Consider the following 25,418-nt stretch of genomic DNA (forward strand, 5'->3'; position numbering starts at 1 on the left):
GGCCGATGATCCCGCTGCTGAGGCCGGCGATGTCCCCCGAGGTGCCGGCCCGGGTGGCCCGCGTGATCGACAGCGGACTCGTCGGGCACGGGCCGGTGGTGGAGGAGTTCGAGCGGGCGCTGCGGGCCCGCGTCGGCAACCCCTACCTGGCGGCCGTCAACAGCGGGTCCTCGGCGCTGCACCTGGCGCTGCGCCTGGTCGCGGACCGGCCGGGCGGCGACGGCCGCCGCCGCGACGAGGTGCTCGCCACGCCGCTGACCTTCGAGGCGTCCAACTGGGCCGTGCTCGCCAACGGGCTGCGCCTGCGCTGGGTGGACGTCGACCCGGCCTCGCTCAACGTGGACCTCGACGACCTGGAGCGCAAGCTGTCGCCGGCCACCCGCGCGGTCGTCGTGGTGCACTGGGGCGGCTACCCCGTCGACCTGCGGCGACTCGCCACGATCCTCGACCGCGCCGAGGCCGCCTGGGGCCACCGGCCCGCCGCGGTGGAGGACTGCGCCCACGCCTGGGGGTCGACGTTCGAGGGGCGCCCGCTGGGCAACCACGGCAACCTCTGCGTGTTCAGCTTCCACGCCATCAAGCACCTCACCTGCGGCAGCGGCGGCCTGCTCGTGGCTGCGGACGACGAGACGTACCGGCGGGCCCGGCTGCTGCGCTGGTACGGCATCGACCGCTCGGCCGACCGGGTCCACGGCGACTACGACGTGGCGGAGTGGGGCTACAACTTCCACCTCAACGAGATCGAGGCCGCGATCGGCCTGGCGAACCTCGACCTGGTCGACGCCAACGTCCGCGCCCACCGGGACAACGCCGCCTACTACGACCGGGAGCTGGCCGGCGTCGCCGGGGTGGAGCTGACCGAGCGACGCCCCGACCGGGAGTCGTCGTACTGGCTGTACCCGCTGAAGGTGCGCGACCGGCCGGCGTTCATGCGCCGGATGACCGCGGCGGGGATCATGACCAGCGTCGTCATCCGGCGCAACGACGCCCACAGCTGCGTCAGGGACGCCGCCACCGACCTGCCCGGGCTGGACCGGGTCCACGAGCGGATGGTGCACATCCCCGTCGGCTGGTGGCTGTCGGAGCGGGACCGGGAGCACGTCGTGCGGACGATCAGGGCGGGCTGGTGACCACGATGGACTGTCGGATCTGCGGCGGCACGGTGACCGAGTTCCTGGACCTGGGGCGGCAGCCCTCGGCGAACCGGTTCGTCCCGCCCGGGCGGGCCGCCGAGGAGCCGCTGTTCCCGCTGGCCGTCGGCGCCTGCGGCGGGTGCACGATGGTGCAGCTCACCACGGAGGTGCCGCGGGAGCTGAAATACCACGACGAGTACCCGTACCGGGCCTCCGGGTCGGCGCTGCACCGGGAGCACTTCGCCCGCGCCGCGCGCGACCTGCTGCGCACCGAGCTGACCGGGCCGGACCCGTTCGTGGTGGAGGTCGGCTGCAACGACGGCGTCATGCTCGGCACGATCGCCGACGCCGGCGTACGGCACCTGGGCGTCGACCCGGCCGCCGAGGTGGCGGCGCTCGCGGCGGCGCGGGGCGTGCGGGTGCTCACCGACTGGTTCGAGGCGCGTACGGCCGCCGCCGTCCGGGCCGTCCACGGCCCCGCCGACGTGGTGTTCGGCGCCAACACGATCTGCCACCTGCCGTACCTGGGCTCGGTGCTGGCCGGCGTCGACACCCTGCTCACCGCGGACGGCGTGTTCGTGTTCGAGGAGCCCTACCTGGGCACGATCGTCGAGCGGACGGCGTTCGACCAGATCTACGACGAGCACGTCTTCTACTTCACCGTCCGCTCGGTGCGGGAGCTGGCCCGCCGGTTCGGCTTCGAGCTGGTCGACGTGGCGCCCACGCCCCTGCACGGCGGGGAGCTGCGCTACACCCTCGCGCGGCCGGGCCGGCGGCGGCCGTCGCCCGCCGTGGAGCAGTGGCTCGACCGCGAGCGGGCCACCGGGCTGGCCCACCCGCGCACCGTCGAGCGGTTCGCCGAGGCGGTGCGCCGGGTGCGGACCGACCTGGTGGCCACCCTGGAGCGGCTGGCCGCCGAGGGCCGGCGGGTCGTCGGGTACGGCGCGCCGGGCAAGAGCACGACGGTCACGAACTACTGCGGCATCGGGCCGGCGCTGCTGCCGTTCATCTGCGACTCCACGCCCGCCAAGCAGGGCCGGGTGGTGCCGGGCGCGCGCATCCCGATCGCGCCGCCGGAGGCGTTCCGCGCGCCGTACCCGGACTTCGCCCTGTTGTTCGCCTGGAACCACGCCGAGGAGATCATGGCGAAGGAGCGCGACTTCGCCGAGCGGGGCGGGCGCTGGATCGTCTACGTGCCGCGGGTGCAGGTGCTCTGACCCGGCCCGCGGCACCCGGTCCGGCGACTATGCCGCGACGCCCACGAACAGGCCGCGCCCGGACGGGACCGCGTCGGGCAGATACTCCACCCGGCAGCCGGCGGCCCGGAACGCCGCCGCGTAGTCGTCGTACGCGAACAGGGTCAGCCGTTGCACGTGCCGGAAGTGCCGTACCCCGCCGGCGTCCGCGACGAGGTAGTGCGTCTCCTGCCGGGCCACGTCCCCCTCCCGGACGGAGTGGGAGAGCCGGGCCACCGTCCGCTGCGGCCCGCGCACCACGTCGTCGCCGACGTATCCGTCGAGGAACCGGTCGGGGAACCACCACGGCTCGACCAGCAGGACGCCGCCGGGGGTCAGGTGCCGCGCCATCCGCCCGACCGCGGCGGTCAGCTCCCGCGTGCTGGACAGGTAGCCCAGGGCGCTGTACAGGCAGCAGACGGCGTCGAAGCGGTGGCCCAGGTCGAGGCCCAGCATGTCGGCCTCGTGGATCGGCACCCCGGGGAGCTTGCCCCGGGCGACGGCGCACATGTCGGGCGAGACGTCGACGCCCTCGACGTGGTCGAACATCGCCCGCAGCGGAACGAGGTGCCCGCCCGTGCCGCAGGCGACGTCGAGCAGCGACGCCGCGTCGGGCCGTCGGGCGCGGACCAGGTCGGTCACCAGGGCGGCCTCGGCGGCGTACGGCTTGCCGCGGCCCTCGTAGACCAGGTCGTACAGGTCGCTCATCTGCGGCCCGTAGGCGCTGTTGCTCACGCCGATCCTCCACCCTCGACTGCCAACCTCACCGTTCGGCTGATACTATATCAATCTAAAGCGTCCTCGCCGCGCCAACACGGCGGCCCGCGCCGCCGCCTGACCCGAGGAGTTCCATGACCGTCCACGTGGACAGCGACGACCTGGTACGCGTTCCGCCCGAGCGGATGGAGGCGGCCTACCTGGAGTACCGCCGGGCCTGCTACGACGTCCTGCGCCGGCAGTGCGCCGCGCGCGGGCTGCTGGACCTGCTGCGCACGCCCGTCACCGCCGACGAGTTCGGGCGGCGCATGGGCGTCGTCCCGACCAAGCTGCCGATCGCGGAGCTGCTGCTGAGGGCCCTGGCCAAGCACGGCGACGTCACGCGCGTCGAGGGCGACCCGCCGCGCTACGCCGCCGTCGCGAGCCCCACCCCCCGCGACTTCGACGACGACCTCGTGCGACTGGCCACCGGGCGGGGCTCGCTGACCGAGCTGCGGCACAGCCAGAGCTACGCCGGCATCCTCGACGCGCTCACCGTGGAGGGCGACCCGATCGCCGCGGACTTCACCGCGGGCGCGCCGCCCGAGATCGAGGAGATCTTCACCATTCCGTTCTACCGCTGGTGCCGCCTCCAGGCCGTACACGAGGCGCTGGCGGCCGGGCCGCGCGTCCTGGACCTGGCCTGCGGCCCCGGTTACGGGCTGCTGGAGATCGCCGACCGGCTGCCGGCGGACCCGCGCGCGGCCGTCTTCGGCGTCGAGCTGACCCCGCACTACGCCGAGGCGGCCATGCGCCGCACGGCCGGCGACGACCGGGTGGCGGTGGTCCGGGGCGACCTGCAACGCCCGCAGGAGTACCTGCGCGACGGGCACTTCGACGGCGCCCTGATCGTCGGCGCGTACCACTTCCTGCGCGAGCCGGAGCCGCTGTGGGCGACGGTGGCCCGCGCGCTGCGGCCCGGCGGGGTCTTCGCCCTCGGATACGTGCAGTCCGACGTGGCCACCGACGACCGCGAAATCATGGACCTGCGGTTCGCGCTGCGCAAGCCGCCGGTGTACCGGCCGACGCCGCAGGACATCGACCACCTCGCCGCCCGGTACGGCCTCACGCCGATACGGCGGTTCGGCCTCGGCGTCTGGCGGTCGTACTCGTTCCGGCGCGCCTGAGCGCCGCGGCGGCCCCGGGCCCGCGGGAGTCCCCCGGCCCGGGGCGCCCGGCGGCGTCCGCCACCGCGGCGCGGCTCAGCAGGCGCCCTCGATCACCCGCACCGCGGCCTCGTCCGGGCGCTCGGCCCCGCCCGCCTCGGCGACCTCCGCCCCGGTCATCCCCATGAAGTAGACGATCTCCTCGTGGTTCGTCGACCCGATGAAGTTCTCCACGCCGGGCCGGTAGTACAGGTCCACCGGGTGCGGTCGAGGACTCAGGGGCGCCTCGGCGTGGGCGCGCAGGGCGCGGACGACCGCCGGCACGTCGTAGGTCAGCTCCACCCCCGCGCGCAGGCGGTACTCGCCACCGTGCAGCCGGACGAGGGGCAGCTCCTCCGGCTCCCCCTCGGCGTCGGGGTGCCGGTAGTACGGCTGGGTCAGCAGGTCGTAGCGGAACATCTCGTCGAGGACGGCGACCCGGTCGGTCGGCAGAGCCGGCCGCACCCGCTCGGCCCACCACCGGGTGAGCAGCCGCCTCGCCTGCGGGGCGCCCATCAGGTAACTGACGGCGTCGCCGTACGCGACGTCGCTGCTGGCCGATCGGGCGACCGCCGCCCGCAGCGGCTCGGCCGCCGGGTCGTCCACGGTGGCGATCCACTCGTCGAGGCCCCGCAGCACCCGCGACTGGGTGAGGTCGGTCAGCTCCCGGACGCCGACCCACACGTGCCGCAGCACCGCGTTCTCGGCCATGACGCGGCTCCAGAACAGGAACCGCCGCACCATCCGGTTGTCGGCGAGGGTCATCGTCCGGTGGGAGAGGATGTACTCGAAGTCGTCGTCGTCGCCCCGGACGGCGACGATGCCGTACTCCTCCTTCTTGTCGCCGTACTCGGTGTTGGGCAGCAGGTGCAGCGGGTAGACGGCGATCCGGGAGACGTGCCGGGACAGCCTGTCGTAGCCGTCCATGAAGGACTCGACCGTCTCGCCGGGCGCGCCCCAGATCAGCTCCGCGTAGCAGTCCAGGCCCTCGCGGTCGAGCCACGCCGCCAGGTCCTCCCACTCGTTCAGCCTCATGTTGCGGCGGTTCATCGCGGCGAGGGCGTCCTCGCTGAGCGTCTGCAGGGCAAGGGTGAACGAGCTGCGCATCCCGCTGCGCTTCATCATCCGCACGATTTCGTAGAACACGGCCGACTTGTTCTTCGCCCACGACGTCTCCAGGGCGCGGGGGTACCCGTACCGGTCGCGCAGCTCGATCATGTCCTCCACGAACTCGCGGTCGATGGGCTGCATCCCGAAGTTCGCGTCGCAGAGGACGATCGTGTGCACCCGGTGCCGGGCGAACAGCTCCAGCTCGGCGCGCAGCCGCTCCCGCGAGAAGGCCCGGATGCGCTGGCCGACGGCGCCGCCCCAGTAGCAGAAGGAGCACTTGTACGGGCAGCCCCGGTTCGTCTCCATCAGCGCCACGTCGTACCGGAACCGGCCGGCGGCGTCGGTCAGCTCGATGGCGCCGGTGAGGAACGGCGAGGGAACGGCGTCGAGGTCCTCGATCCGCGGGCGGGGCAGGGTCGTCAGGACCTCCTCCTGGTCCGACCGGTAGGAGATGCCGGCGATGCCCGCGAGGCCGCGCCGGGACGGGCCGGCGAGACGGGCGCGCACGATGTCCCGGAACGTCAGCTCGCCCTCGCCGTTCACGACGATGTCGACGTCCGGGAACAGTCGGAACGTGCGGGCCGCGCGGTTGGCGACGTGGGTGCCGCCGAACACCGCCCAGCCGTCCGGGTTCACCTGCTTGAACGTCTCCGCCAGCGCGCCGAACTGGCGGAAGTTCCAGCCCAGCACGGAGAACGCGATGATGTCCGGCGGATCGTGGCGGAAGATCTCCTGCGCCATGGTGACGAGCCGGTCGCCGCCCTTGAAGTTGTGGATGGTGACGTCGACGTGGGGCCGGATGTCCTCGTCGCCGAGGACGGCGGCCTTCAGGTAGCCGGCGGCGAGCGGCATGGATTCCAGGGGCAGGTTCCACACGCCCTGCTGAACGATGAAGATCGAGAGTCGCTCGGTCCGCTGCATCGCGGCACCCTCCAGCGAGACGGTATTAACTATGGAAGTTAGCAGTGAGAAATGCTCGCTACAAGACTTCCATGGCCCACGACCTCGCCAGTAAGGTCGGGTTTCCGATACAAGCTTTAGAATCAGGTTTTTTTCGTCGCCTCCGGGAGGGCACACGACATGAACGCGGAAGCCGCACGCGAGCAGCAGCGGACGGAGTGGGCGCTCTCGGCGCCCGGCTGGCTCACCCACCGGGACCGCCTCGACGCCGCCGGCGGCGAGATGACGCCGCGGATCCTGGCGGTGGCCGACCCCCGGCCCGGCGACCGGGTGCTCGACCTGGCCTGCGGCATCGGGAACCCGTCCTGCGCGCTCGCCGAGCGGGTCGCGCCGTCCGGCACGGTGCTCGGGCTCGACCTGTCGGCCGACATGATCGAGGGCGCGCGCACCTGGGCGGCGCGGCGCGGGCTGACCAACGTGGAGTTCCGGACGGTCGCGAGCGAGGCCGAGCTGGGCGTGGAGCCGGAGAGCTTCGACCTGGCCACCTGCCGGGTCGGCCTGCAGTACATGCCGGAGCCGGTGGCCGCGGTGCGCGAGGTGCACCGGGCGCTGCGGCCGGGCGGGCGGTTCGTGGCCACGACGCTGGGCGACCCCCGCCACTGCATGGCCTTCAGCATCAGCTCCCCGGTCATCGCCAGGCACGCGCCGACACCGCCGCCGTCGGCGAACGGCGGACCCGGCCCCGTGTCGCTGTCCGACCCCGACCGGCTGCACGAGATCCTCGTCGAGGGCGGCTTCGACGACGTGTGCGTGGACCGCTTCCGCACCACCATCATCGAGGTGGCCGACGCGGAGGCGTGCTGGGACCTGTTCGAGGAGACGATGGGCCCGATGATGCGCAACCTGCGGATGATGACCCCGCGGCAGCGGGCCGCGCTGCGCCGCGACGGCGTGGCGGCCGTCGCCGAGCGGTTCCCGACCGGGCCGGTCCGGCTCGGCGGCGAGGTGCTGATCGCGACGGCGACCAGGAAGGGCTAGTGGGCCCTCGCCCCAAGGCCGGGGACGCCGCGCGTCCCCGGCCTTGCCCGGGCGGCCGCTACGGCACGGCCTCGGCGTACTCGCCGCGCAGCTCGGCCTCCCGGTCCCAGACCGACCAGTCGACGTCGCGGCCGGTCAGCCGCGCCTCGAACAGGTCGAGCACGGCGTGCCAGCTCGACGCCATCTGGGCCGCCAGGCTCCGGTCGTCGAAGATGTCCACGAAGGTGAGCAGGGTGCCGTCCGGGCCGTCCGGATCCAGCGTCCAGCGGAAGATCTCCTCGCCCCAGGTGTACTCCAGGTGGCGCGGCGCCTCGTACCGCAGCACCTCGCCCTCGGCGCTCATGTCCTCGTCGGGGCCGATGCCCATGTGCTCGCGCTGCTCCGCCGTGAGATCGAAGGTCAGCTTGGCGCCCGGCGCGAAGTCGGTGCTGACGACCGACGGGAACCAGCCCTCCAGGCGGCGCGCCTCCGTGATCGCCGGCCACACCGTCTCCGGCGGGACCGGGATCCGGCGGGTCAGGCGGAGGCACAGCCGCCCGTCCTCGGTGGTGGTCACTGTGCCCAGCGCAGACATCTCTTCATCCCTTCAGGCTGCTCGTCCTCGCCAAGACGCTACCGGAGTCCGTAGCGACACACCGGACATCAGGCGACCGGCTGGCGTGTCCGGGGGCGCAAGTTCCACGGCCCACATCCGATCGACATTCTTGATTTTCATGTAGCGCTATCTCTAGACTCAGCGCCAGACCCGACGACCGGCCGAGCCCCGCGCCCGCCCGGCGGTCGCTTCCCGAGCCACCTGCGCCGCTCCACCCACCGGAGTCGAGCGCTGGCCATGACGGCTGAGGTTCGCCACGGACCTCTCGGACGGCAACGGAGAAACCTCATGAAGCTACGAGCCCTCGGCGCCATCGTGGTCGCGGCCGCGCTGGCGTCCGCCTGCGCGGCACCGGCCGCCGAACCCCCGGCGGGCGACGCGCAGACCTGGAAGCCGCCGTCGCGACTGGACTGGCGGCCCTGCGCGGCGGACGCCACCACGCGGTGCGCCACCCTGCGGGTGCCCCTCGACTGGTCCGCCCCGGGCGGCGGCACGACGGCCGTCGAGGTGACCCGATCCCGCGCGACCGATCCGGCGCGACGCGTGGGGGTGCTCGTCTACCCGCCGCCGACCGGCGTCGCCGGGCTCTCCCCGGCGCTTCGGGAGCGCTTCGACCTCGTCACGTACACCGAGCGGACCCTCGAGGTCGTCGACGCGTCGGCGTCCTGCGTGGTGCCGGCGGACGTCACCACCTCGCCCCGCGACGCGGCCGAGTTCCAGCACCTGGTGCGCCGCAACCGGGAGGCGTTCCGGGAGTGCGCCCGCCGGCACGGCGCGAGCTGGCACCACCAGGACAGCGCGACCGAGGCCCGGGACGTCGACGCCATCCGGGCCGCGCTCGGCGAACGGCAGATCAGCTTCCTGAACACGTCCGCGACGAACCTCGTCGGGCAGGCGTACGCCGAACTGTTCGCCGACCGGCTGCGGGCCCTCGTGCTCGACGGCAGCCCCGACCACAGCATCGCCTCGACCGGCCCGTACCTGGCGAGCGCCGCCACCGGCATCGAGGCCACCTTCCAGGCCTTCGCCGACTGGTGCGAGCGCACCCCGGAGTGCGGCTTCCACGGCATGGACCTGCGCGGGTTCTACCGGAGCCTCGCGGCACAGGCACAGGCCGGCGGGTTCAAGGACCTGCGCGGGTTCCCGTTCGACTTCCCGGGCCTGGCCAGCGTGCTGGAGTTCCGCCTCGCCGAGCCGCACCTCGGCTGGTTCGACATGGCCGAGCGACTGCGGGAGATCAGCGCCCGCCAGGTCTACGGCCGCACTCACGCCGACGCGGCCGGGGCCGGCGCGACGGCGGCGGGCGGCGCGACGGTCCCGGCGGGCGGCGCGACGGTCCCGGCGGGCGGCGCGGGCGCGGCGGGCGCCCTCGGCTCCGGGGCGGCGGCCGCCCCGGGCGGGGGCGCGGCGGCCGACCGGGCTACCCCGGGGCGAGCCCCGCGACCTGCTCCGACTGGAACCTGCGGATCAACTCGTACCCCGAGCTGGAGCGCCTGCGGCGGCAGATGGCGCAGGCGGCCCCGACGGTCGCCATGCACGGGCAGCGGTGGGAGGCCGTGCTGGGCTGCGTCGGCTGGCCGTACCGGGTCGCCTACCCGCAGCACCGGCTGGCCGTCGACCGGCCCGTGCCGACCCTCGTCGCCTACGGCGCGTTCAACCCGGAACAGCCGGTGGCCTGGGCCGAGTCGGTCGCCCGGCAGATCCCCGGCGCCCGCACCCTGCGCTACGCCGGCCCGGGCACCAGCACCTACCGGTCCAGCCCCTGCGCCCGGGCCGTGATCGACACGTTCCTCGTCACCCGTAGCGCGCCGACGTCAACCACCTGCCCGGCGATCTGGCCCTGACGGCACCGGAGGCCCCCATGAGATCACCCAAGACCACCAGACTCCTCGCCGCGGCGGTCTCCGTGCTCCTGGTCGGCACCGCCTGCGCGGCGCCGGCCGCGAGCCCCGAGGCGGCGGCGCGGTGGCGGCCGCCGGCCGACGGGCTGCGGTGGGGCCCCTGCGCGGACGACGCCACCCAGGACTGCGCCGTGCTGCGCGTGCCGATCGACTGGGCAAACCCGGGCGGCGCGCAGGTGGACCTGAACGTCCGACGGATCAGGGCCGCCGACCCGGCCAAGCGGATCGGCGTCCTGGTGCTCAAGGGCGGCCTGCCGCTCACCGAGCCCACCCGGCGCCTGCGCGAGCACTTCGACTTCGTCAGCTACCGCGCCAAGCCCGAGAAGACCTGCTGGATCCGCGGCCCGCTGGTGCCGCAGTTCCCCGCCAGCCAGGCGGAGTTCGAGGTGGTGCGCGCGGGCATGCGCACCTGGTACGAGCAGTGCGCGCGGCAGACCGGCATCGGCTTCCAGCACGACAACAGCGCCGCCCAGGCCCGCGACGTCGACGCGATCCGCGCGGCCATGGGCGAGGACACCATCAGCTTCATGCACACCTGGGAGAACGAGATCGTCGGCCAGCTGTACGCCGAGCTGTTCCCCCACCGCGTGCGGGCGATGGTCCTGGACGGCAACCTCGACCACAGCGTGCGCACGGCCGAGGAGTACATGTCGACCAAGGCCGGCTCGGTGGAGTCCACCTTCGTCGGCTTCGCCCGGTGGTGCGACCTCTCCCCCGCCTGCGAGCTGCACGGGCGGGACGTCAGCGGGATCTACCACGAGCTGCGGGCCCGTACCGAGCGGGGCGAGGTCGGCCCGTTCACGCCGATCGACCTGTCGGCGTACGTCGGCGCCGCCGGCGACTACCCCGACGCCTCCTTCGGCCGGCTGTCGGAGAGCTTCCGCCACCTCTACGAGGAGAGCAGCCCGGCGACCGCGGCGCCGCGGCTCGGGCCGGCGCGACCGGCCGCACCCGCCGCCACGGCCGGCGAACCGCTGGTCTACCCCACCGGCGTCGGGCGCGGGCTGTCCTTCGGCCACTTCTGCCAGGACTGGAACCTCCCCATCCGGGACTACGCGGAACTGCAGCGGATCGTCGCCGCCCAGGCCGTCAAGGCGCCGCACGTGCGGATCAACCAGAACCAGTACCTCAACGTGGTGGGCTGCGCCGGCTGGCCGTTCGCCGTCGGCAACCCCACCCACCGGCTGCGGATCACCACGCCGCTGCCCGTGCTGGTGGTGCACGGCCGGTACGCCCCGGGGCAGCCGGTGGAGTGGGCCGAGTCGGTGGCCGAGCAGATCCCCGGCTCCACCCGCCTGCTGTACGAGGGCCCGGGGACGCTGGCGTACCGGGAGAGCGACTGCGTGCGGACGAGCGTGGACGACTTCCTCATCTCGCTCAGGCGGCCCGCGCGCGACACCTGCCCGCCCGTCTGGCCGACCCGGTGACCGGGGCGGTGCGCACCAGGTGGACACACCAGCGTTGACCGGCGGGCGCGCCCACCCGGGCCCGACGTGGCAGCGGCTGGGACGGCTCAGCCGGGACCAGTTGGAACGCCTCGTCGGCCGGGTGGGCGCGACACCGGTCGCGGCGGTCACGGTGACCGTCGACGGCCGGCGGTGCGAGGTGCTGCTGAAGCTGGAGGGACACAATCCCGGGGGCTCGGTGAAGGACCGTACGGCGCTCAGCCTGGTCCGCGGCCTGGAGACGGCCGGGACGCTGCACCCGGGCGACACGCTGGTCGAGTCGACGTCGGGCAACCTCGGGGTGGCCCTGGCGTTCATCGCCCGGGCCCGCGGCTACCGGTTCCACGCGGTGGTGGACCCGCACGTCACCGCCGAGAACCTCAGCACCCTGCGCGAGCTGGGCGCGCTGGTCGACGTGGTCGACTCCGCCGACGAGAACGGCAACTACCTGCGGGCCCGGCTGCGCCGCGTCCGGGAGCTGTGCGCGGCCGACCCCCGGTACGTCTGGACCGACCAGTACGGCAGCGCGCACAACCCGTTGGCGCACTACGCCACCACCGCGCCGGAGCTGGACGCCCAGGCGGGTGGGCGGTTGCAGGCCGTCGTCGTGGCGGTCTCCACCGGCGGGACCCTCGCCGGCATCGGCCGGTACTTCCGGGAGCGGCGGCCCGGGGTGCGCATCGTGGCCGTGGACGTGGCGGGCTCCGTGGCGCTCGCCGGGCGGCCCGCGCCCCGGCTGCTGACGGGCATCGGGTCGAGCCAGCGGTCCCGGTTCGCGACCGACGACCTGTACGACGAGACGGTCTTCGTGAGCGAGCTGACGGCGGTGGCCACGGTGGCGACGGTGCGCGAGCGCACCGGGATCAGGATCGGCGGCTCCGGCGGCGCCGCCCTGGCCGCCGCCGCGGTGGTCGCCCGCGACCACGGACTCTCCCGCGTCGCGTGCGTCTGCCCGGACGACGGTCGCAAGTACGAGGGGTCGTTGTTCAACGACCGGTGGCTGCGCGAGCACGGGCTCGCGGACTGGTCCGGCACCCTGCCCTTCACCGACCTCACCCGGTCGCCCTCCGTGCCGGCGGTGGTGCGGTGAGCGGCGCCGGGGACGCGATCCTGTACCTGTGCGCCGGGGACGTCCGGGCGGCGCTGGCGGACGTCGACGCCGTGGCGGCCGTGGAGTCCGCCCTCGTCGCGCACGCCACCGGGCTGACCGACCTGCCGCCCGAGGCAGCGCTGCGCTGGACGGCCCCGGCGGCGGCGCGGCCCGCAGCCTCGCCCTGCCCGGCGCCGTGCTGGACGGCGCCGCCCGGTACGGCATCAAGGTCATCAACGCCTCCGTGGGCAACCCCGCCCGGGGGCTGCCCCGGGCCAGCGGCCTGACCATGCTGTTCGACGCCGAGACCGCCCGGGTGGTCGCGGTCCTGGCCGCCGACCGGATCTCCGCGCTGCGCACGGCCGCCGTCACGCTGCTGGCCGTACGGGCGTTCGGCGCCGCGCACGCCCGGGAGATGGCCGTCGTCGGCGCCGGCGAGCTGGCCCGCGCCCACCTGCTGCTGTTCGCCGAGCGGCTGCCGCGCGTCGAGCGGTTCCACGTCTTCGATCTCGTGCGGGCGCGGGCCGAGGCGCTCGCCGGGGAGTTCGGCGACGCCGACGTGCGGGTCTGCGACTCCGCGGAGCAGGCCGTCCGGGCGGCCGACGTCGTCGTCCCGGTCACCACCACCACGACCGGCTACATCCCGTACGGGTGGCTGCGCCCCGGCTGTGTGGTGGTGAACGTGTCGCTCGACGACGTCCTGCCCGACGTGGTGCGGCGCGCCGACCGGATCGTGGTGGACGACTGGGGGCTCGTCGCCGCCGACGGGGTGCGGCTGCTGGGCCGGCTGGCCGCCGGGGCGAGCTGGTCGGCCCGGCGGACGGGCCGCCCGCCGCCCACCAGCGCCGGGTGGACGCGGAGCTGGGCGCCGTCCTCGCCGGGCGGGCGCCCGGGCGCCGCCGGCCGGACGAGGTCGTCCTGGTGAATCCGTTCGGCCTCGGCATCGAGGACGTGGCGGTGGCGGACGCGGTGTTCCGGGCGGCGGTCCGGCGCGGGCTCGGCCGGTGGCTGCCCCGATGAGGCGGGGAGGAGTCAGGTGACCTCGCACCCGCTGCGGACGCTGCTCGGCGACCTGGGGTTCGGGCAGGTCCGCCACGTGACCCCGGTACGCCGCGGCGCGGCGCACGGGCCGGTGGCCGAGGTCTACCGGCAGATGGACGAGGACTTCGGCGTGCTCGCGCCGCCGGTCGTGCTGCACAGCCCCGCCCCGGACCTGCTCGCCGCCGCCTGGGTGATGCTGCGCGAGACGGTGGTCGCCGACGGCGTGGCCCCCCGCGCGGCGAAGGAGGCGGCGGTGTACGGCGTCTCGCTCGGCAACGCGTGCCCGTACTGCGTCAGCGTGCACCGCGGCACCCTGCGGCGGCTGCTGCGCGGCGCCGGCGACGACCTGCCCTCCGGCGCGCTGCGCGACTGGGGCCGGGCCGCCGCCAGCGCGGCCGCCGCGGCCGGCGCCGCCGCGCCATTTCCGGCCGCGCAGGCCGCCGAGATGGTGGCCGTGGCGGTGCTGACGCACTACCTCAACCGGGTGGTGTCGGTGTTCCTGACCGAGGCGCCGCTGCCGCCGGGCGTGCCGCGCCTGGCGCTGACGCCGGTCAGCCGGGTGCTCGGGGGGCGGATCGGCCGGGCCGCCGACCGGCCCCGGCCGCCGGGCGCGTCGCTGCGGCTGCTGCCGGCCGCCCCGCTGCCGGCCGACCTCGCCTGGGCCCGGGCGAGCCCGACCGTCGCCGCCGCCCTCGCCCGGTCGGCGGCGGCCGTCGAGGCCGCGGCGTCGTCCGTCCCGGCGGGGGCGCGTGCGCTGGTCACCACCTGGCTGGCCGGCTGGGGCGGGGAGCCGCCGGGGATCAGCCGGGCCTGGGCCGACGCGGCCGTCCGGGTGCTGCCCCGGCGGAGCGGCCCGCCGCCCGGCTTGCCCTGCTGGTCGCCGCGGCCCCGTACCAGGTCGACGACGAGGCGGTGGGGCGGTTCCGCCGGGACCGGCCGGAGGACCGGGCACTGCTGGAGCTGTGCGCCTGGGCGGCTCTCGCGGCGGCCCGACGGGCGGCGAGCTGGATCCCGGCCCAGTCCTAGTGGCCTGGCCGCCGCGGGGCCACGGGGGCGGGGGCAGCCGCGGGGAATCGACGGCGGCCGGGCCGTGGTGGGCCGAGCCGCGCGCCGCGACCGCCGCCCGGGTGGTCTCGTCGCACAGCGCCCCGGCGAGGCCGGCGGCGAACGCGGCGGCCGGCGGATGGCCGAGCGCGGCGGCGAGGGCGTACTCCCGGTCCAGGTCGGTGTCGAACATGGCGGGGTCGTCCGTGCCGACGCTGCACGTGACGCCGGCGGCCAGCAGCTCGGGCAACGGGTGCCGGGCCAGGTCCGGCACCACCCGGGTCCGCAGGTTGGAGGTGGGGCAGACGTCCAGCACGACGCCGCGTTCGCGCAGCTCGGCGAGGAGGTCGGGGTCCCGGGCGGCGGCGATGCCGTGCCGGATGCGCGCCGGCCCGAACCGGAGCGCCTCGCGCACCGACTCCGGGCCCGCCGCCTCCCCGGCGTGCGGGACGAGCGCGAGCCCGCCGTCGCGGGCGATGGCGAACGCGGCGGCGTACCGGGCGGCCGGGGCGGCCCCTTCGGGCCCGCCGAGTCCGAACCCGAGCACACCCCGGTCCCGGTACCGCACGGCCTGCCGGGCGCACTCCTCGGCCAGTTCGACCGGCAGCGACCGGTCGATGTCCGGGGTGAGCCGCACGACGACGCCGTGCCGCTGCTCGGCCTCGACCGCGCCCTCCGTGTAGCCGGTGAAGACGGTGTCCCAGTCGACGCCGCGGGCGACCCGCTCGGCGGGCGAGAAGATCCCCTCCAGGTAGACCGCGCCGCAGCGGGCCGCCTCGGCGGCGTAGTCCACCACGACCCGGCGGAAGTCCTCGACGGTGAGCAGGCTGTTCGTGGTCATCGCCCAGACCCGCAGGAAGTGGTCGAAGTCGGTGAACGCGTAGAGTTCGCGCAGCCCGGGCACCGTGTCCCGGGGCAGCGGACGGTCGTTGCGGCGGGCGATGGACAGCAGCGTCTCCGGGCGTACGGTGCCCTCCAGGTGGACGTGCAGCTCGATCTTCGGCGCCGGCGGGGCGGTCATCGGCACGCCTCACCCGTGCCCGGGGCGCGCAGCGCGGCCAGGAGCCACGCGAACGGCTCGGCGCTGAGCAGCGGCGGGTCGGCGGGGCGCGGCCGGCGCATCGGGATCGGCACCGTCCCGGCGCGTTGGCCGGCGGGTACGACGACCGTGCCGACCCGATAGGCGTCCGGGCGCTCGTCGACCAGCGCCGCGGTGGCGTGGGCCGCGGCCAGCAGCAACACCCTGACGTGGTACTCGCGCCCGTCCCGGGGGATGTCGACGCCGACCGGGCCGGGCCGGGCGACGAGGCAGCTCTCGGACTCGCCGCCCCGCCCCACCGGCCGCCAGCCGACGACCAGCAGGTCGCCGGGGGCGTACGGGTCGGGCCGCAGCCACAGCCCGGCGCTCGGCCGGGGCGCCGGCGGTCGGACCGACCCGCCGGCCAGCGTCCGCTCGGCGTCGCGGACCGCGCGGACCACCCGGCGGAACTGCTCCGGGGGCGTTCCGACGAGGCGGGTGAACTGGGTGGTGAACGTGCCGACGCTGGTGTAGCCGACCGTCGTGCTGATGGCGGCCACCGTCAGGAACGAGTGCAGCAGCAACCGCCGGGCCTCGGCCATCCGGCTGGCGGCGAGGAACCGCGCCGGTGTCATCCCGGTGACGTCGCGGAAGACCCGGTGGAAGTGGAAGCGGCTGAACGGCACCGTCCGCGCGAGGCTGTCGAGGCTGGAGGGCCTGGTCAGGTCGCGTTTCACCACGTCGATGGCGGCGGTCACCTGATCCATGCGGGTGCGCGGCGGGCTCGTCATGATCCTCCTATCCCGAATGGAGCCCACATTCTTCGACAACCAACTTGAATGCCTCTTGAATTTCACATAGTGAATGAAGCGCGAATGTTTTCCTGCTCCGACGTCACACGGAGCCGGTAGAGCAACATGGGAGAAGACGGCGCCCGACCGATCGCCGATTATGGGTCACGTGCTTCGACGGAGAGCCCGGAAGCGCTGATTCGCAGGTCGCCACCCACACCGCCCGACAGCTGCCGCCGGTGTTCGGCTCCACGCACAGATCCCCCTGGGAGCTCGCATGCGCTCTTCCCCTCGTGCTGCCCGCCGGACGGCGGCACGGCCGGCGCCCGCGGAGAGCCACCCCCGGCGTTCCCGGTCCGGGCGGCTGCCCGGACGCCGGCCCGTCCCGCGCCCGGACCGCCCCGCCCGACGCCTCGTCTGAGGCCCATGCCGACCGGAAGGAGCCGACCGTTGTCGCCGTTACTCGGATGGGGCCGTCGCCACTTGGCGGGTCTCCTCGGACTGGTACTGGTCGCCGGAATGTTCCTGGTCGCCCGCCCTGACGGGGTGTCGGCGGAGACCAGACGGGACATCGCCGGCGGCTACCGGTTCACACCGATGTCCGTGCAGCTGCCCGGCGGCTATCCGCAACAGACGATCAGGAAGGTCAACCGCGCGTACGCCCACCTCGCCGGCTGGATCTCCTCGGTCGGCGCCGGCATCGCCATGAATGACCTCGACGGCGACGGGCTCGCCAACGACCTGTGCCTGACCGACGTGCGGATCGACCGGGTCGTCGTCGCCCCGACCCCCGGCGCGCGGGCGGACCGGTACGCCTCGTTCGCGCTGGACCCGGCCCCGCTGCCGATGAACCCGCACATCGCGCCGATGGGCTGCCAGCCGGGCGACTTCAACGGCGACGGCCGCACCGACCTGCTGGTCTACTGGTGGGGCCGGACCCCGGTGCTGTTCCTCAGGCGGGCCGAGGCCACCGCCCTGAGCGCCGCCGCGTACGCCCCGGTGGAGCTGGTGCCCACCGCGGCCGCCGGGGAGTATCGGGGCCCGAAGTGGAACACCAACAGCGTCACGGTGGCCGACTTCGACGGCGACGGGCACGACGACATCTTCGTCGGCAACTACTTCCCCGACGGGCCCGTCCTCGACCACACCGTCCACGGTGGCGTGACGATGAACAAGTCGATGTCGAACGCCGGCAACGGCGGCACCAACCACGTGTTCCGGCACGCCGGCGGCACCGTCGGCGGCATCCCCGTGTTCACCGAGGAGCGGGGCGTGTTCAGCGAGCGCGTCGCGCACGGCTGGACGCTCGCCGCGGCCGCCAACGACGTCGACGGCGACCTGCTGCCGGAGCTGTACGTCGCCAACGACTTCGGCCCCGACCACCTGCTGCACAACCGGTCGCAGCCCGGCCACATCCGCTTCGGCCTGGTCCGCGGCACCACCAACCGGGCCACCGTGCCGAAGTCGAAGGTCCTCGGCCACGACTCGTTCAAGGGCATGGGCGTCGACTTCGGCGACCTCGACGGCGACGGCCTCTACGACATGTACGTCGGCAACATCACCACCTCGTTCGGCATCGAGGAGAGCAACTTCGCCTTCGTCAACGCCGCCCGCGACCAGGCGGACCTGCGTAAGCAGCTGAGCGCCGGCCGGGCACCGTGGGAGGACCGCAGCGCGAAGCTGAACCTCGCCTGGAGCGGCTGGAGCTGGGACGTCAAGATCGCTGACTTCACCAACCGGGGCCGCCCCGACATCGTGCAGACGGCCGGGTTCGTCAAGGGCGACGTCAACCGGTGGGCGCAGCTGCAGGAGCTGGCCGCCGCCAACGACATCCTGCTCGACGACATGAGATGGTGGCCCAACGTCCGGCAGGGCGACGACATCGCCGGCGGGCAGCACCCGGCGTTCCACGCCCGCACGCCGGACGGCGGGTACGTCGACGTCAGCGCCGAACTCGGCCTGGACATCCCCGTACCCACCCGGGGCATCGCCGTGGGCGACGCCGACGGCGACGGGCGGCTCGACATGGCGCTGGCCCGGCAGTGGGACGCGCCGGTCTTCTACCGCAACGACAGCCCCGGCACGGGAGCGTTCCTCGGGCTGCGGCTGACCCGGCCGGCGGCCGGGCCCGGCGCCCTGCCCGCCGCCGCGATCGGCGCCCAGGTACGCGCGACCACGCCCGACGGCCGGGTGCTGATCGGCCACGTCGACGGCGGCAACGGGCACTCGGGCAAGCGCAGCCCCGAGGTCGTGCTCGGACTCGGCGCGCACACCGGCCCCGTCGACGTCACGGTCTCGTGGCGCGACCGCGACGGCAGCACCCATCAGCAACAGCTCAGGCTCCAACCGGGCTGGCACTCGGTAGAGCTCGGCGCCCAGGCCCGGGAGGTAACCCGATGAGCAAGGCTCCCCGCGACCCGCGGGTCACCGCGCTGCGGCGATTCGCGATCTCCATCTCCGCCCTGAACGTCCTCGGGTACACCGTCCTCGGCTTCGAGCAGCCCTGGCTGTGGCCGATCGTGGCCGTGCTGACCGCGTACGCCACAGAGGCCGTGCTGGAGGTCGTCGGCGCCCGCGCCGAGCGGCGCGCCCCCCGGTTCCGCGGCGGCGGCGTCCGCGGGGCGGTGGAGTTCTTCTACCCCGCCCACATCACCGCCCTCGCGGTGAACATGCTGCTCTACCCGAACGACCGGATCCTGGTCATGGTGTTCGGCGTGGTGACCGCGGTCAGCTCCAAGTGGATGCTGCGGGCACCGGCGCGCGGCCGGCTGGTCCACTTCATGAACCCGTCCAACTTCGGCATCACGGTGGTGCTGCTGCTGTTCCCCTGGGTGTCCATCTCCCCGCCATACCAGTTCACGGAGCACGTGGACACGCTTGTCGACTGGTTGCTGCCCGCGGCGATCCTGGTGCTGGGCACGATGCTCAACGCGAAGCTGACCCGGCGGACGTGGCTCATCGCCGGCTGGCTGTCCGTGTTCGTCGCGCAGGCGGTGTTCCGCGGGCTCGTGCTGGACGTCTCCATCCCGAACGCGCTGTCGATCATGACGGGGGTCGCGTTCATCCTGTTCACCAACTACATGATCACCGATCCCGGTACCACGCCGTTCCGGCCGGCGTCCCAGTTCGCCTTCGGCGGCGGCGTCGCCCTGGTCTACGGGCTGCTCACCGGCGTCTCCGTCGTCTACGGCCTGTTCTTCGCCACCGCCATCGTGTGCCTCGTCCGGGGCGGGTTCCTGTGGGCCGTACACGCCGTCGAGCGGCAGCGGGCCACGGCCGAGGCCCCGGCGCCGGCCCTCGGCGCGGGCGCGGCACCCGCCAACGGCCGCGCGCCGGCGCCGGTTCCCGAGCCGGCGGCCCCCGCCACGGTGCGGGCGTGACGCCTCGCCGGGCCGCCGCCGGAGACCAGGGGGACATCATGGACCGCATCGCCATCGTCGGCATGGCCTGCCGCTACCCGGACGCCGACTCACCGGGCCAGCTGTGGGAGAACGTCCTCGCCGGCCGGCGCGCCTTCCGCCGGATCCCCGACGAGCGGACCCGCCTGGAGGACTACTGGTCGCCCGACCCGGCCGCGCCGGACCGGTTCTACGCCCGGCACGCCGCCCTGCTGCGCGACTACCAGTTCGACCGGCTGGCCCACCGGGTGGCGGGCAGCACGTACCGGTCCACCGACCTGACCCACTGGCTGGCCCTGGACGTGGCCGGGCGGGCGCTGGCCGACGCCGGCTTCCCCGACGGCGCGGGACTGCCCCGCGACCGTACCGCCGTCATCGTCGGCAACACCCTGACCGGGGAGTTCTCCCGCGCCAACGTGATGCGGCTGCGCTGGCCGTACGTGCGGCGGACCGTCGCGGCCGCGCTGGCCGCCGAAGGCTGGCCGGACGCCCGCACGAGCGGCTTCCTGGCGGAGCTGGAGCAGCGGTACAAGGCGCCGTTCCCCGCGGTCGACGAGGACACGCTCGCCGGCGGGCTGTCCAACACCATCGCCGGGCGGATCTGCAACCACTTCGACCTCAACGGCGGCGGCTACAGCGTCGACGGGGCATGCTCGTCGTCCCTGCTGTCCGTCGTCACCGCGTGCCGGAGCCTGGCCGAGGGGGACGTCGCCGTGGCCCTGGCCGGCGGCGTGGACCTGTCCATCGACCCGTTCGAGATGGTCGGGTTCGCCAAGGCCGGCGCGCTGGCCCGGGACGAGATGCGCGTGTACGACCGGTTCTCCCAGGGCTTCTGGCCCGGGGAGGGCTGCGGACTGGTCGTCCTCATGCGCGAGCGGGACGCCCTCGCCGGGGGGCACCGGATCTACACCACCATCGCCGGGTGGGGGGTGTCCTCCGACGGGCGGGGCGGCATCACCCGCCCGGAGGCCGACGGGCACCGACTCGCGCTGGACCGGGCGTACCGGCGGGCCGGCTACCCGGTCAGCTCCGTGCCGTTGTTCGAGGGGCACGGCACGGGCACCGCCGTCGGCGACGCCACCGAGCTGCGGGCCCTGTCCGAGGCCCGGCGCGCGGCCGATCCCGGGGCGTCGCCGGCCGCCATCGGCTCGGTCAAGGCGATGATCGGGCACACCAAGGCCGCCGCGGGCGTCGCCGGGCTCATCAAGGCCGCCCTCGCCCTGCACCACGAGGTGGTGCCGGCGACCACCGGCTGCGTGGAGCCGCACGAGGAGTTGTCCGGGGCCGCCCCCGCCCTGCGGGTGCCGCGGCGGGCCGAGCCGTGGCCGGGTGACGCGCCCGTCCGGGCCGGCGTGACCGCCCTCGGCTTCGGCGGCATCAACACCCACCTGGCGCTGGACTCGGGTCCCGCGCCCCGGCGGGCCGCCCTGCCCGCCCGGTCCGCCGCCCTGGCCCGCACCACCCAGGACACCGAGCTGCTGCTGCTCGACGCGGACGGGCCGGACGCGCTGCGTACGGCGGCCACCCGGCTGGCCGACCGCGTCGGCGCCCTGTCGTACGCCGAGCTGGCCGACCTCGCCGCGGCGTTGCAGCGCCGGCTGCGGGACCGGCCCTGGCGGGCCGCCGTCGTGGCGGCGTCGCCGGAGGCGGCCGACCGGGGCCTGCGCCGCGTCGCCGGGGCGCTGGACCAGGGCCGCGACGCGCTCGTCGAGCCGGCCGCCGGGGTCTTCCTCGGGCACGCCGCGCGGCCCGCCCGGTTGGGCTTCCTCTTCCCCGGCCAGGGCTCGGGCCGGCGCACCGACGGCGGGGCGCTGCGCCGCCGCTTCGCCGTCGCCGACGAGGTGTACCGGAACGCGGCGCCGCCGCCGGCCACCGGGGACCCGACGGGCACGGCCGAGGCCCAGCCCCGCATCGTCACCGCCTCGGTCGCCGCCCTCCGCGTCCTCGCCTTCCTCGGCCTGGACGCCGACCTGGCGGTCGGGCACAGCCTCGGCGAGCTGACCGCCCTGCACTGGGCCGGCGCGTTCGACGCGGACGACCTGCGGGAGACCGCGACGGCCCGGGGCGCCATCATGGCCGACAGCCCGGACGGGGCGATGGCGGGACTGGCCGCCGCCCCGGCGCGGGTCCGCCGCATCATCGGCGCCGAGCCGGTCGTCGTGGCCGGGTACAACGGGCCCGAGCAGACCGTCGTCGCCGGCCCGCCCGACGCGGTCGCCCGCTGCCGCGCCGCCGCCACGGCGGCCGGGGTGGGCAACGCCGCCGTCGCGGTCAGCCGGGCGTTCCACTCGCCGCTGATGCGCGAGGCGGCCGACCGGTTCGGCAGCTGGCTCTCCCACCGTCCGTTCCGGCCGCTGCGGCGGCGGGTGCTGTCCACGGTGACCGGCGCGGCGCTGCCGGCCGACGTCGACCTGGCCGACCTGCTCGTCGCGCAGGTCGTCCGGCCGGTGCTCTTCGCGCAGGCGGTGACCGAGGCCGCCGCGGACGTCGACCTGTTCGTCGAGGTCGGCCCGGGGCGGGTGCTCACCCGGCTCGTCGCGCCGCTGACCCCGGTCCCCGCCGTCTCCGTGGACACCGACGACGACACGCTGGCCGGCGTGTTCGCCGTGTTCGGCGCCGCGTACGCGCTGGGCGCACCGGTGGCGCACGCCGCGCTGTTCGAGGGCCGGCCGAACCGGCCGCTCGACCCGGAGGCGACGCCGCGTTTCCTGGCCAGCCCGTGCGAGTCCGCGCCCCAGGTCACCGGCGGCCCGCCGCCGGTGACCCGCGAGACGCCGGCCGAGGCGCCGGCCGAGGCGTCCGGCGACGACGAGCTGGAGGTGCTGCGGCGCCTCGTCGCCGAACGCGCCGAACTGCCCGCGCACACCATCGGCGACGACGTCCGGCTGCTCGACGAGCTGCACCTGAGCTCCATCACCATCGGCCAGTTGGTCAACCAGGCCGCGCGCCGGCTGGGGCTGGCCCCGCTGCACGCCCCCACGAACGTGGCCACCGCCCGGCTGCGGGACCTCGCCGAGGCGCTGCGCGACCTGTCCGACCGGGAGGCCGCGCCGCCGCCCGTCGTGGCCGGCGTCGCGCCGTGGGTGCGGCCGTTCGCCGTGGAGTGGACCGCGGAGCCGGCGGCCGGCGCGCCGGGACCGGGCGGGCCCGCCGGGCGCTGGCAGGCCCATCCGAGCGGCCCGTCGCCCGGCGCGACCGCCCTGGCCGCCGCCCTGGAGCGGGCCGGGCTCGGCGACGGCGTGCTGCTGGTGCTGGCCGGCCGGGACGCCGACGAGCCGCCCGGCGAGGACGAGCTGGCCGTGGCGTTGACCGCCGTGCAGGCCGCCCTGGACCAGCCGCCCGGCGGCCGGCTGGTCGTCGTGCAGCGCGGCCGGGGCGTCGCCGCCCTGGCCAGGACCGCGCACCTGGAGGCCGCCGACCTGACCACCACCGTCGTCGACGTCGACCTCGCCGAGCCCGGCGCCGTCGGGCGGGTGGTGGCCGACGTCGCCGCGACCGCGGGGTTCGCGGAGAGCCGCCACGACCGCGACGGTGTCCGCCGGGTGCCGGTGCTGCGGGCGCTGCCCGAGGCCGCGGGCGACGACGCGCCGCCGCTGGGCCCCGGGGACGTACTGCTGGCGACCGGCGGGGGCAAGGGCATCACGGCCGAGTGCGCGCTGGCCCTGGCCCGCGACACGGGCGCCCGGCTGGTGCTCCTCGGTCGTTCCGACCCGGTCACCGACGCCGAGCTCGCGGCCAGCCTGGACCGGATGCGGGCGTTCGTGCCGACGCTGCGCTACGAGCGCGTGGACGTCACCGACGCCGCGGCCGTCCGGGCGACCGTCGCGGACGTCGCCGCTACCTGGGGCCACGTGACCGCCGTGCTGCACGGCGCCGGGCACAACGAGCCGACGCCGCTGGCCAAGCTCGACGTCGGGCAGCTCGCCGACACGCTCGCGCCCAAGCTCACCGGCCTGCGCACGGTGCTCGACGCGGTGGACCCGGACCGGCTCCGGCTGCTGGTGACGTTCGGCAGCATCATCGGCCGCGCCGGGCTGCACGGCGAGGCCCACTACGCCCTCGCCAACGACTGGCTGGCCGGGCTGACCGAGCGGTTCGCCGCGGGCCACCCCGCCTGCCGGGCGTTGTGCCTGGAGTGGTCGGTCTGGGCGGGCATCGGCATGGGCGAGCGGCTCTCGGTGGTGGAGGGGCTGCGGCAGGCGGGCATCCAGCCCGTCCACACCGACCAGGGCGTGGCGGTGCTGCGCCGCCTGGTGGCCGACCCCGCCACGCCGGCCAGCCTCGTCGTCGCCGGCCGGGTCGGCGGGCTGGACACGGTGCGCTTCGCCCGGCCGGAGCTGCCGCTGCTGCGCTTCGTCGAGCGGCCGCTGGTCCACTATCCGGGCGTCGAGCTGGTCACCGAGGCGACGCTGGGCGTCGACAGCGACCCGTACCTCGACGACCACCGGCTGGACGACAACCTGCTGTTCCCCGCGGTCCTCGGGCTGGAGGCGATGGCGCAGGTCGCCACGGCCCTGCGCGGCGGCCGGGTGGTCGCGGTCGAGAACGCCGGGTTCCCCCGGCCGATCGTGGTGGCCCCCGGCGGACGCACCACCGTGCGGATCGCCGCGTTGGCCGCCGGCCCGGACGCCGTACGGGTGGTCATCCGCAGCGACGAGACCGCCTTCGCGGTCGACCACTTCACCGCCACCGTGCTGTTCACCACCGGCACGGACCGCGCCCCGGGCCCCCGCCCGGTCGCCGGGCACCTGGCGCCGGTGGAGCTGACCCCGCAGGAGCTGTACGAGGGCGTACTGTTCCAGGGCGGGCGGTTCCGGCGGCTGGCCCGCTACCGCCGGGTGACCGCCCGCGACGTCGAGTTCGACGCGACGGTGGCCGACGACGCCCGGTGGTTCAGCCCGTTCCTGCCCGACCGGCTGCTGCTCGGCGACCCCGGCGCCCGCGACGCGCTGATGCACGGCATCCAGGTGTGCGTGCCGGACGCGACGCTGCTGCCGGCGGCGATCGGCCGGATCGAGCTGGCCGGGCCGCCGCCCGCGGCGCCGGCGACGGTGTCGTGCGTGGCCACGGAGCGCCGGCACGACGGCGACACGTACGTCTACGACCTGGCCGTGCACGGGCCGGACGGCGCTCTCCTCGAGCGGTGGACCGGACTGCGGCTGACCGGCGTCGGCCGGCGCGACGCGGGCGGACCGTGGCCCGCCGCGCTGCTCGGTCCGCTGCTGGAACGCCGGCTGGCCGCCACCTCCGGCGCCCCGGTCGGGCTGGCCGCCGAGCCGGCGCCCGCCGGGACCGCGCGGCGGGCGGCCACCGCGCTCGCGCTCACCCGGCTGCTCGGCCGGGAGCCGGCGCTGCGGCACCGCGCCGACGGCCGGCCGGAGCTGGCCGTCGGCCCGGCCGTGTCCGCCTCGCACGGCGCCGGGCTGACCCTGGTCGCTGCGGGAGACCCGGTCGTGGCGTGCGACGCCGAGCCGGTGGCGGCCCGGTCCGCGGCGGACCGGGCCGGGTTGCTGGGGCCGCACGCCGCCCTGGCGGAGCTGCTCGCGCGCCAGTGCGGCGAGCCGCCGGACGTGGCCGCGACCCGGGTGTGGTGCGCCGTCGAGTGCCTGCAGAAGGCGGGCCGCCCCACGGACACGCCCCTGACCGCCGGCCCGGACGGCGCGGGCGCCTGGCAGGAGCTGACCTCGCCCGGCCTGCGGATCCTCACCCTGGCCACCCGGCTGGGCCCGACCGGCGCCGCGGCGGTGCTCGCCGTGCTCACCACGCGGGAGGGCTGAG

Annotated in this window: 17 protein-coding genes and 1 pseudogene; 12 read left to right on the plus strand and 6 right to left on the minus strand. The window is 75.3% G+C overall.

The genetic code is table 11. The features are described 5' to 3' along the window. The first annotated feature begins 5 nt into the window (after positions 1–5). Both JD77_RS00245 and JD77_RS00250 read left to right on the plus strand, forming a co-directional pair. On the plus strand, positions 6–1,130 hold the full coding sequence (locus JD77_RS00245; protein ID WP_145772524.1) for a DegT/DnrJ/EryC1/StrS family aminotransferase: 1,125 nt from the start codon (positions 6–8) through the stop codon (positions 1,128–1,130). Positions 1,131–1,135: 5 nt separating this feature from the next. After that, complete coding sequence (locus JD77_RS00250) at positions 1,136–2,350, plus strand: class I SAM-dependent methyltransferase (protein WP_145777344.1); 1,215 nt, start codon at positions 1,136–1,138, stop codon at positions 2,348–2,350. A gap of 27 nt (positions 2,351–2,377) precedes the next feature. Here JD77_RS00250 and JD77_RS00255 read toward each other — a convergent pair whose 3' ends face one another. Then, positions 2,378–3,076: a class I SAM-dependent methyltransferase gene (locus tag JD77_RS00255; protein WP_145777345.1), complete on the minus strand. Its 699-nt coding sequence runs from the start codon at positions 3,074–3,076 to the stop codon at positions 2,378–2,380. A gap of 143 nt (positions 3,077–3,219) precedes the next feature. Between JD77_RS00255 and JD77_RS00260 the strand changes: the two genes are divergently transcribed. Then, positions 3,220–4,251: a class I SAM-dependent methyltransferase gene (locus tag JD77_RS00260; RefSeq protein WP_145772525.1), complete on the plus strand. Its 1,032-nt coding sequence runs from the start codon at positions 3,220–3,222 to the stop codon at positions 4,249–4,251. 75 nt (positions 4,252–4,326) lie between these two features. On the opposite strand, the gene JD77_RS00265 is transcribed toward JD77_RS00260, so the two are convergent. After that, a complete protein-coding gene (locus JD77_RS00265) occupies positions 4,327–6,300 on the minus strand; it encodes a KedN5 family methylcobalamin-dependent radical SAM C-methyltransferase (RefSeq protein WP_145772526.1) in 1,974 nt (657 codons plus the stop codon). Positions 6,301–6,459: 159 nt separating this feature from the next. On the opposite strand from JD77_RS00265, the gene JD77_RS00270 reads away from it, so the two are divergent. Then, positions 6,460–7,317: a class I SAM-dependent methyltransferase gene (locus JD77_RS00270; RefSeq protein ID WP_145772527.1), complete on the plus strand. Its 858-nt coding sequence runs from the start codon at positions 6,460–6,462 to the stop codon at positions 7,315–7,317. Positions 7,318–7,375: 58 nt separating this feature from the next. On the opposite strand, the gene JD77_RS00275 is transcribed toward JD77_RS00270, so the two are convergent. Both JD77_RS00275 and JD77_RS35300 read right to left on the minus strand, forming a co-directional pair. Then, entirely contained in the window at positions 7,376–7,873 is a 498-nt protein-coding gene (locus JD77_RS00275) for an SRPBCC domain-containing protein (RefSeq protein ID WP_211372444.1), read from the minus strand. Between the two features lie 596 nt (positions 7,874–8,469). Further along, entirely contained in the window at positions 8,470–8,982 is a 513-nt protein-coding gene (locus JD77_RS35300; RefSeq protein ID WP_145772529.1) for a hypothetical protein, read from the minus strand. A 462-nt stretch (positions 8,983–9,444) separates the two neighbouring features. On the opposite strand from JD77_RS35300, the gene JD77_RS35305 reads away from it, so the two are divergent. The 5 genes from JD77_RS35305 (at position 9,445) to JD77_RS31725 (ending at position 13,368) form a co-directional block, all read left to right on the plus strand. Next, positions 9,445–9,756 (plus strand): alpha/beta hydrolase, encoded by a 312-nt coding sequence (locus JD77_RS35305; RefSeq protein WP_425463584.1) that lies wholly within the window; start codon positions 9,445–9,447, stop codon positions 9,754–9,756. Positions 9,757–9,773: 17 nt separating this feature from the next. After that, positions 9,774–11,240 (plus strand): alpha/beta hydrolase, encoded by a 1,467-nt coding sequence (locus JD77_RS00295; protein WP_170286329.1) that lies wholly within the window; start codon positions 9,774–9,776, stop codon positions 11,238–11,240. 19 nt (positions 11,241–11,259) lie between these two features. Further along, positions 11,260–12,348 (plus strand): cysteine synthase family protein, encoded by a 1,089-nt coding sequence (locus JD77_RS00300; protein ID WP_145772533.1) that lies wholly within the window; start codon positions 11,260–11,262, stop codon positions 12,346–12,348. A gap of 196 nt (positions 12,349–12,544) precedes the next feature. Then, entirely contained in the window at positions 12,545–13,273 is a 729-nt protein-coding gene (locus JD77_RS00305) for a hypothetical protein (RefSeq protein WP_170286330.1), read from the plus strand. Further along, positions 13,198–13,368, plus strand: coding sequence for a hypothetical protein (locus tag JD77_RS31725; protein ID WP_170286331.1), 171 nt, complete (start codon positions 13,198–13,200; stop codon positions 13,366–13,368). The genes JD77_RS00305 and JD77_RS31725 overlap by 76 nt, the downstream gene beginning before the upstream one ends. A 1,267-nt stretch (positions 13,369–14,635) precedes the next feature. Here JD77_RS31725 and add read toward each other — a convergent pair. Both add and JD77_RS00325 read right to left on the minus strand, forming a co-directional pair. Next, positions 14,636–15,454: pseudogene (gene add / locus JD77_RS00320) on the minus strand (adenosine deaminase); the annotation flags it as partial. Continuing rightward, on the minus strand, positions 15,451–16,242 hold the full coding sequence (locus JD77_RS00325) for a helix-turn-helix domain-containing protein (protein ID WP_145772535.1): 792 nt from the start codon (positions 16,240–16,242) through the stop codon (positions 15,451–15,453). The gene JD77_RS00325 and the pseudogene add, both read right to left, overlap by 4 nt. Before the next feature lie 450 nt (positions 16,243–16,692). Between JD77_RS00325 and JD77_RS00330 the strand changes: the two genes are divergently transcribed. From JD77_RS00330 to JD77_RS00340, 3 genes are read left to right on the plus strand one after another with little or no spacing between them, the layout of a single operon-like run. Then, positions 16,693–18,642, plus strand: a complete 1,950-nt coding sequence (locus tag JD77_RS00330; RefSeq protein WP_145772536.1) for a CRTAC1 family protein — start codon at positions 16,693–16,695, stop codon at positions 18,640–18,642. Continuing rightward, entirely contained in the window at positions 18,639–19,622 is a 984-nt protein-coding gene (locus JD77_RS00335; protein ID WP_145772537.1) for an enediyne biosynthesis protein, read from the plus strand. Before JD77_RS00330 ends, JD77_RS00335 begins: the two co-directional genes overlap by 4 nt. A gap of 38 nt (positions 19,623–19,660) precedes the next feature. After that, positions 19,661–25,417 carry a type I polyketide synthase gene (locus JD77_RS00340; protein ID WP_145777347.1) on the plus strand — a complete coding sequence of 1,919 codons (5,757 nt, stop codon included), beginning with the start codon at positions 19,661–19,663 and terminating at the stop codon, positions 25,415–25,417. The last annotated feature ends 1 nt before the right edge of the window (position 25,418 follow it).

Origin of the sequence: Micromonospora olivasterospora (assembly GCF_007830265.1) — a bacterium.
Classification (GTDB): Bacteria; Actinomycetota; Actinomycetes; order Mycobacteriales; family Micromonosporaceae; genus Micromonospora; species Micromonospora olivasterospora.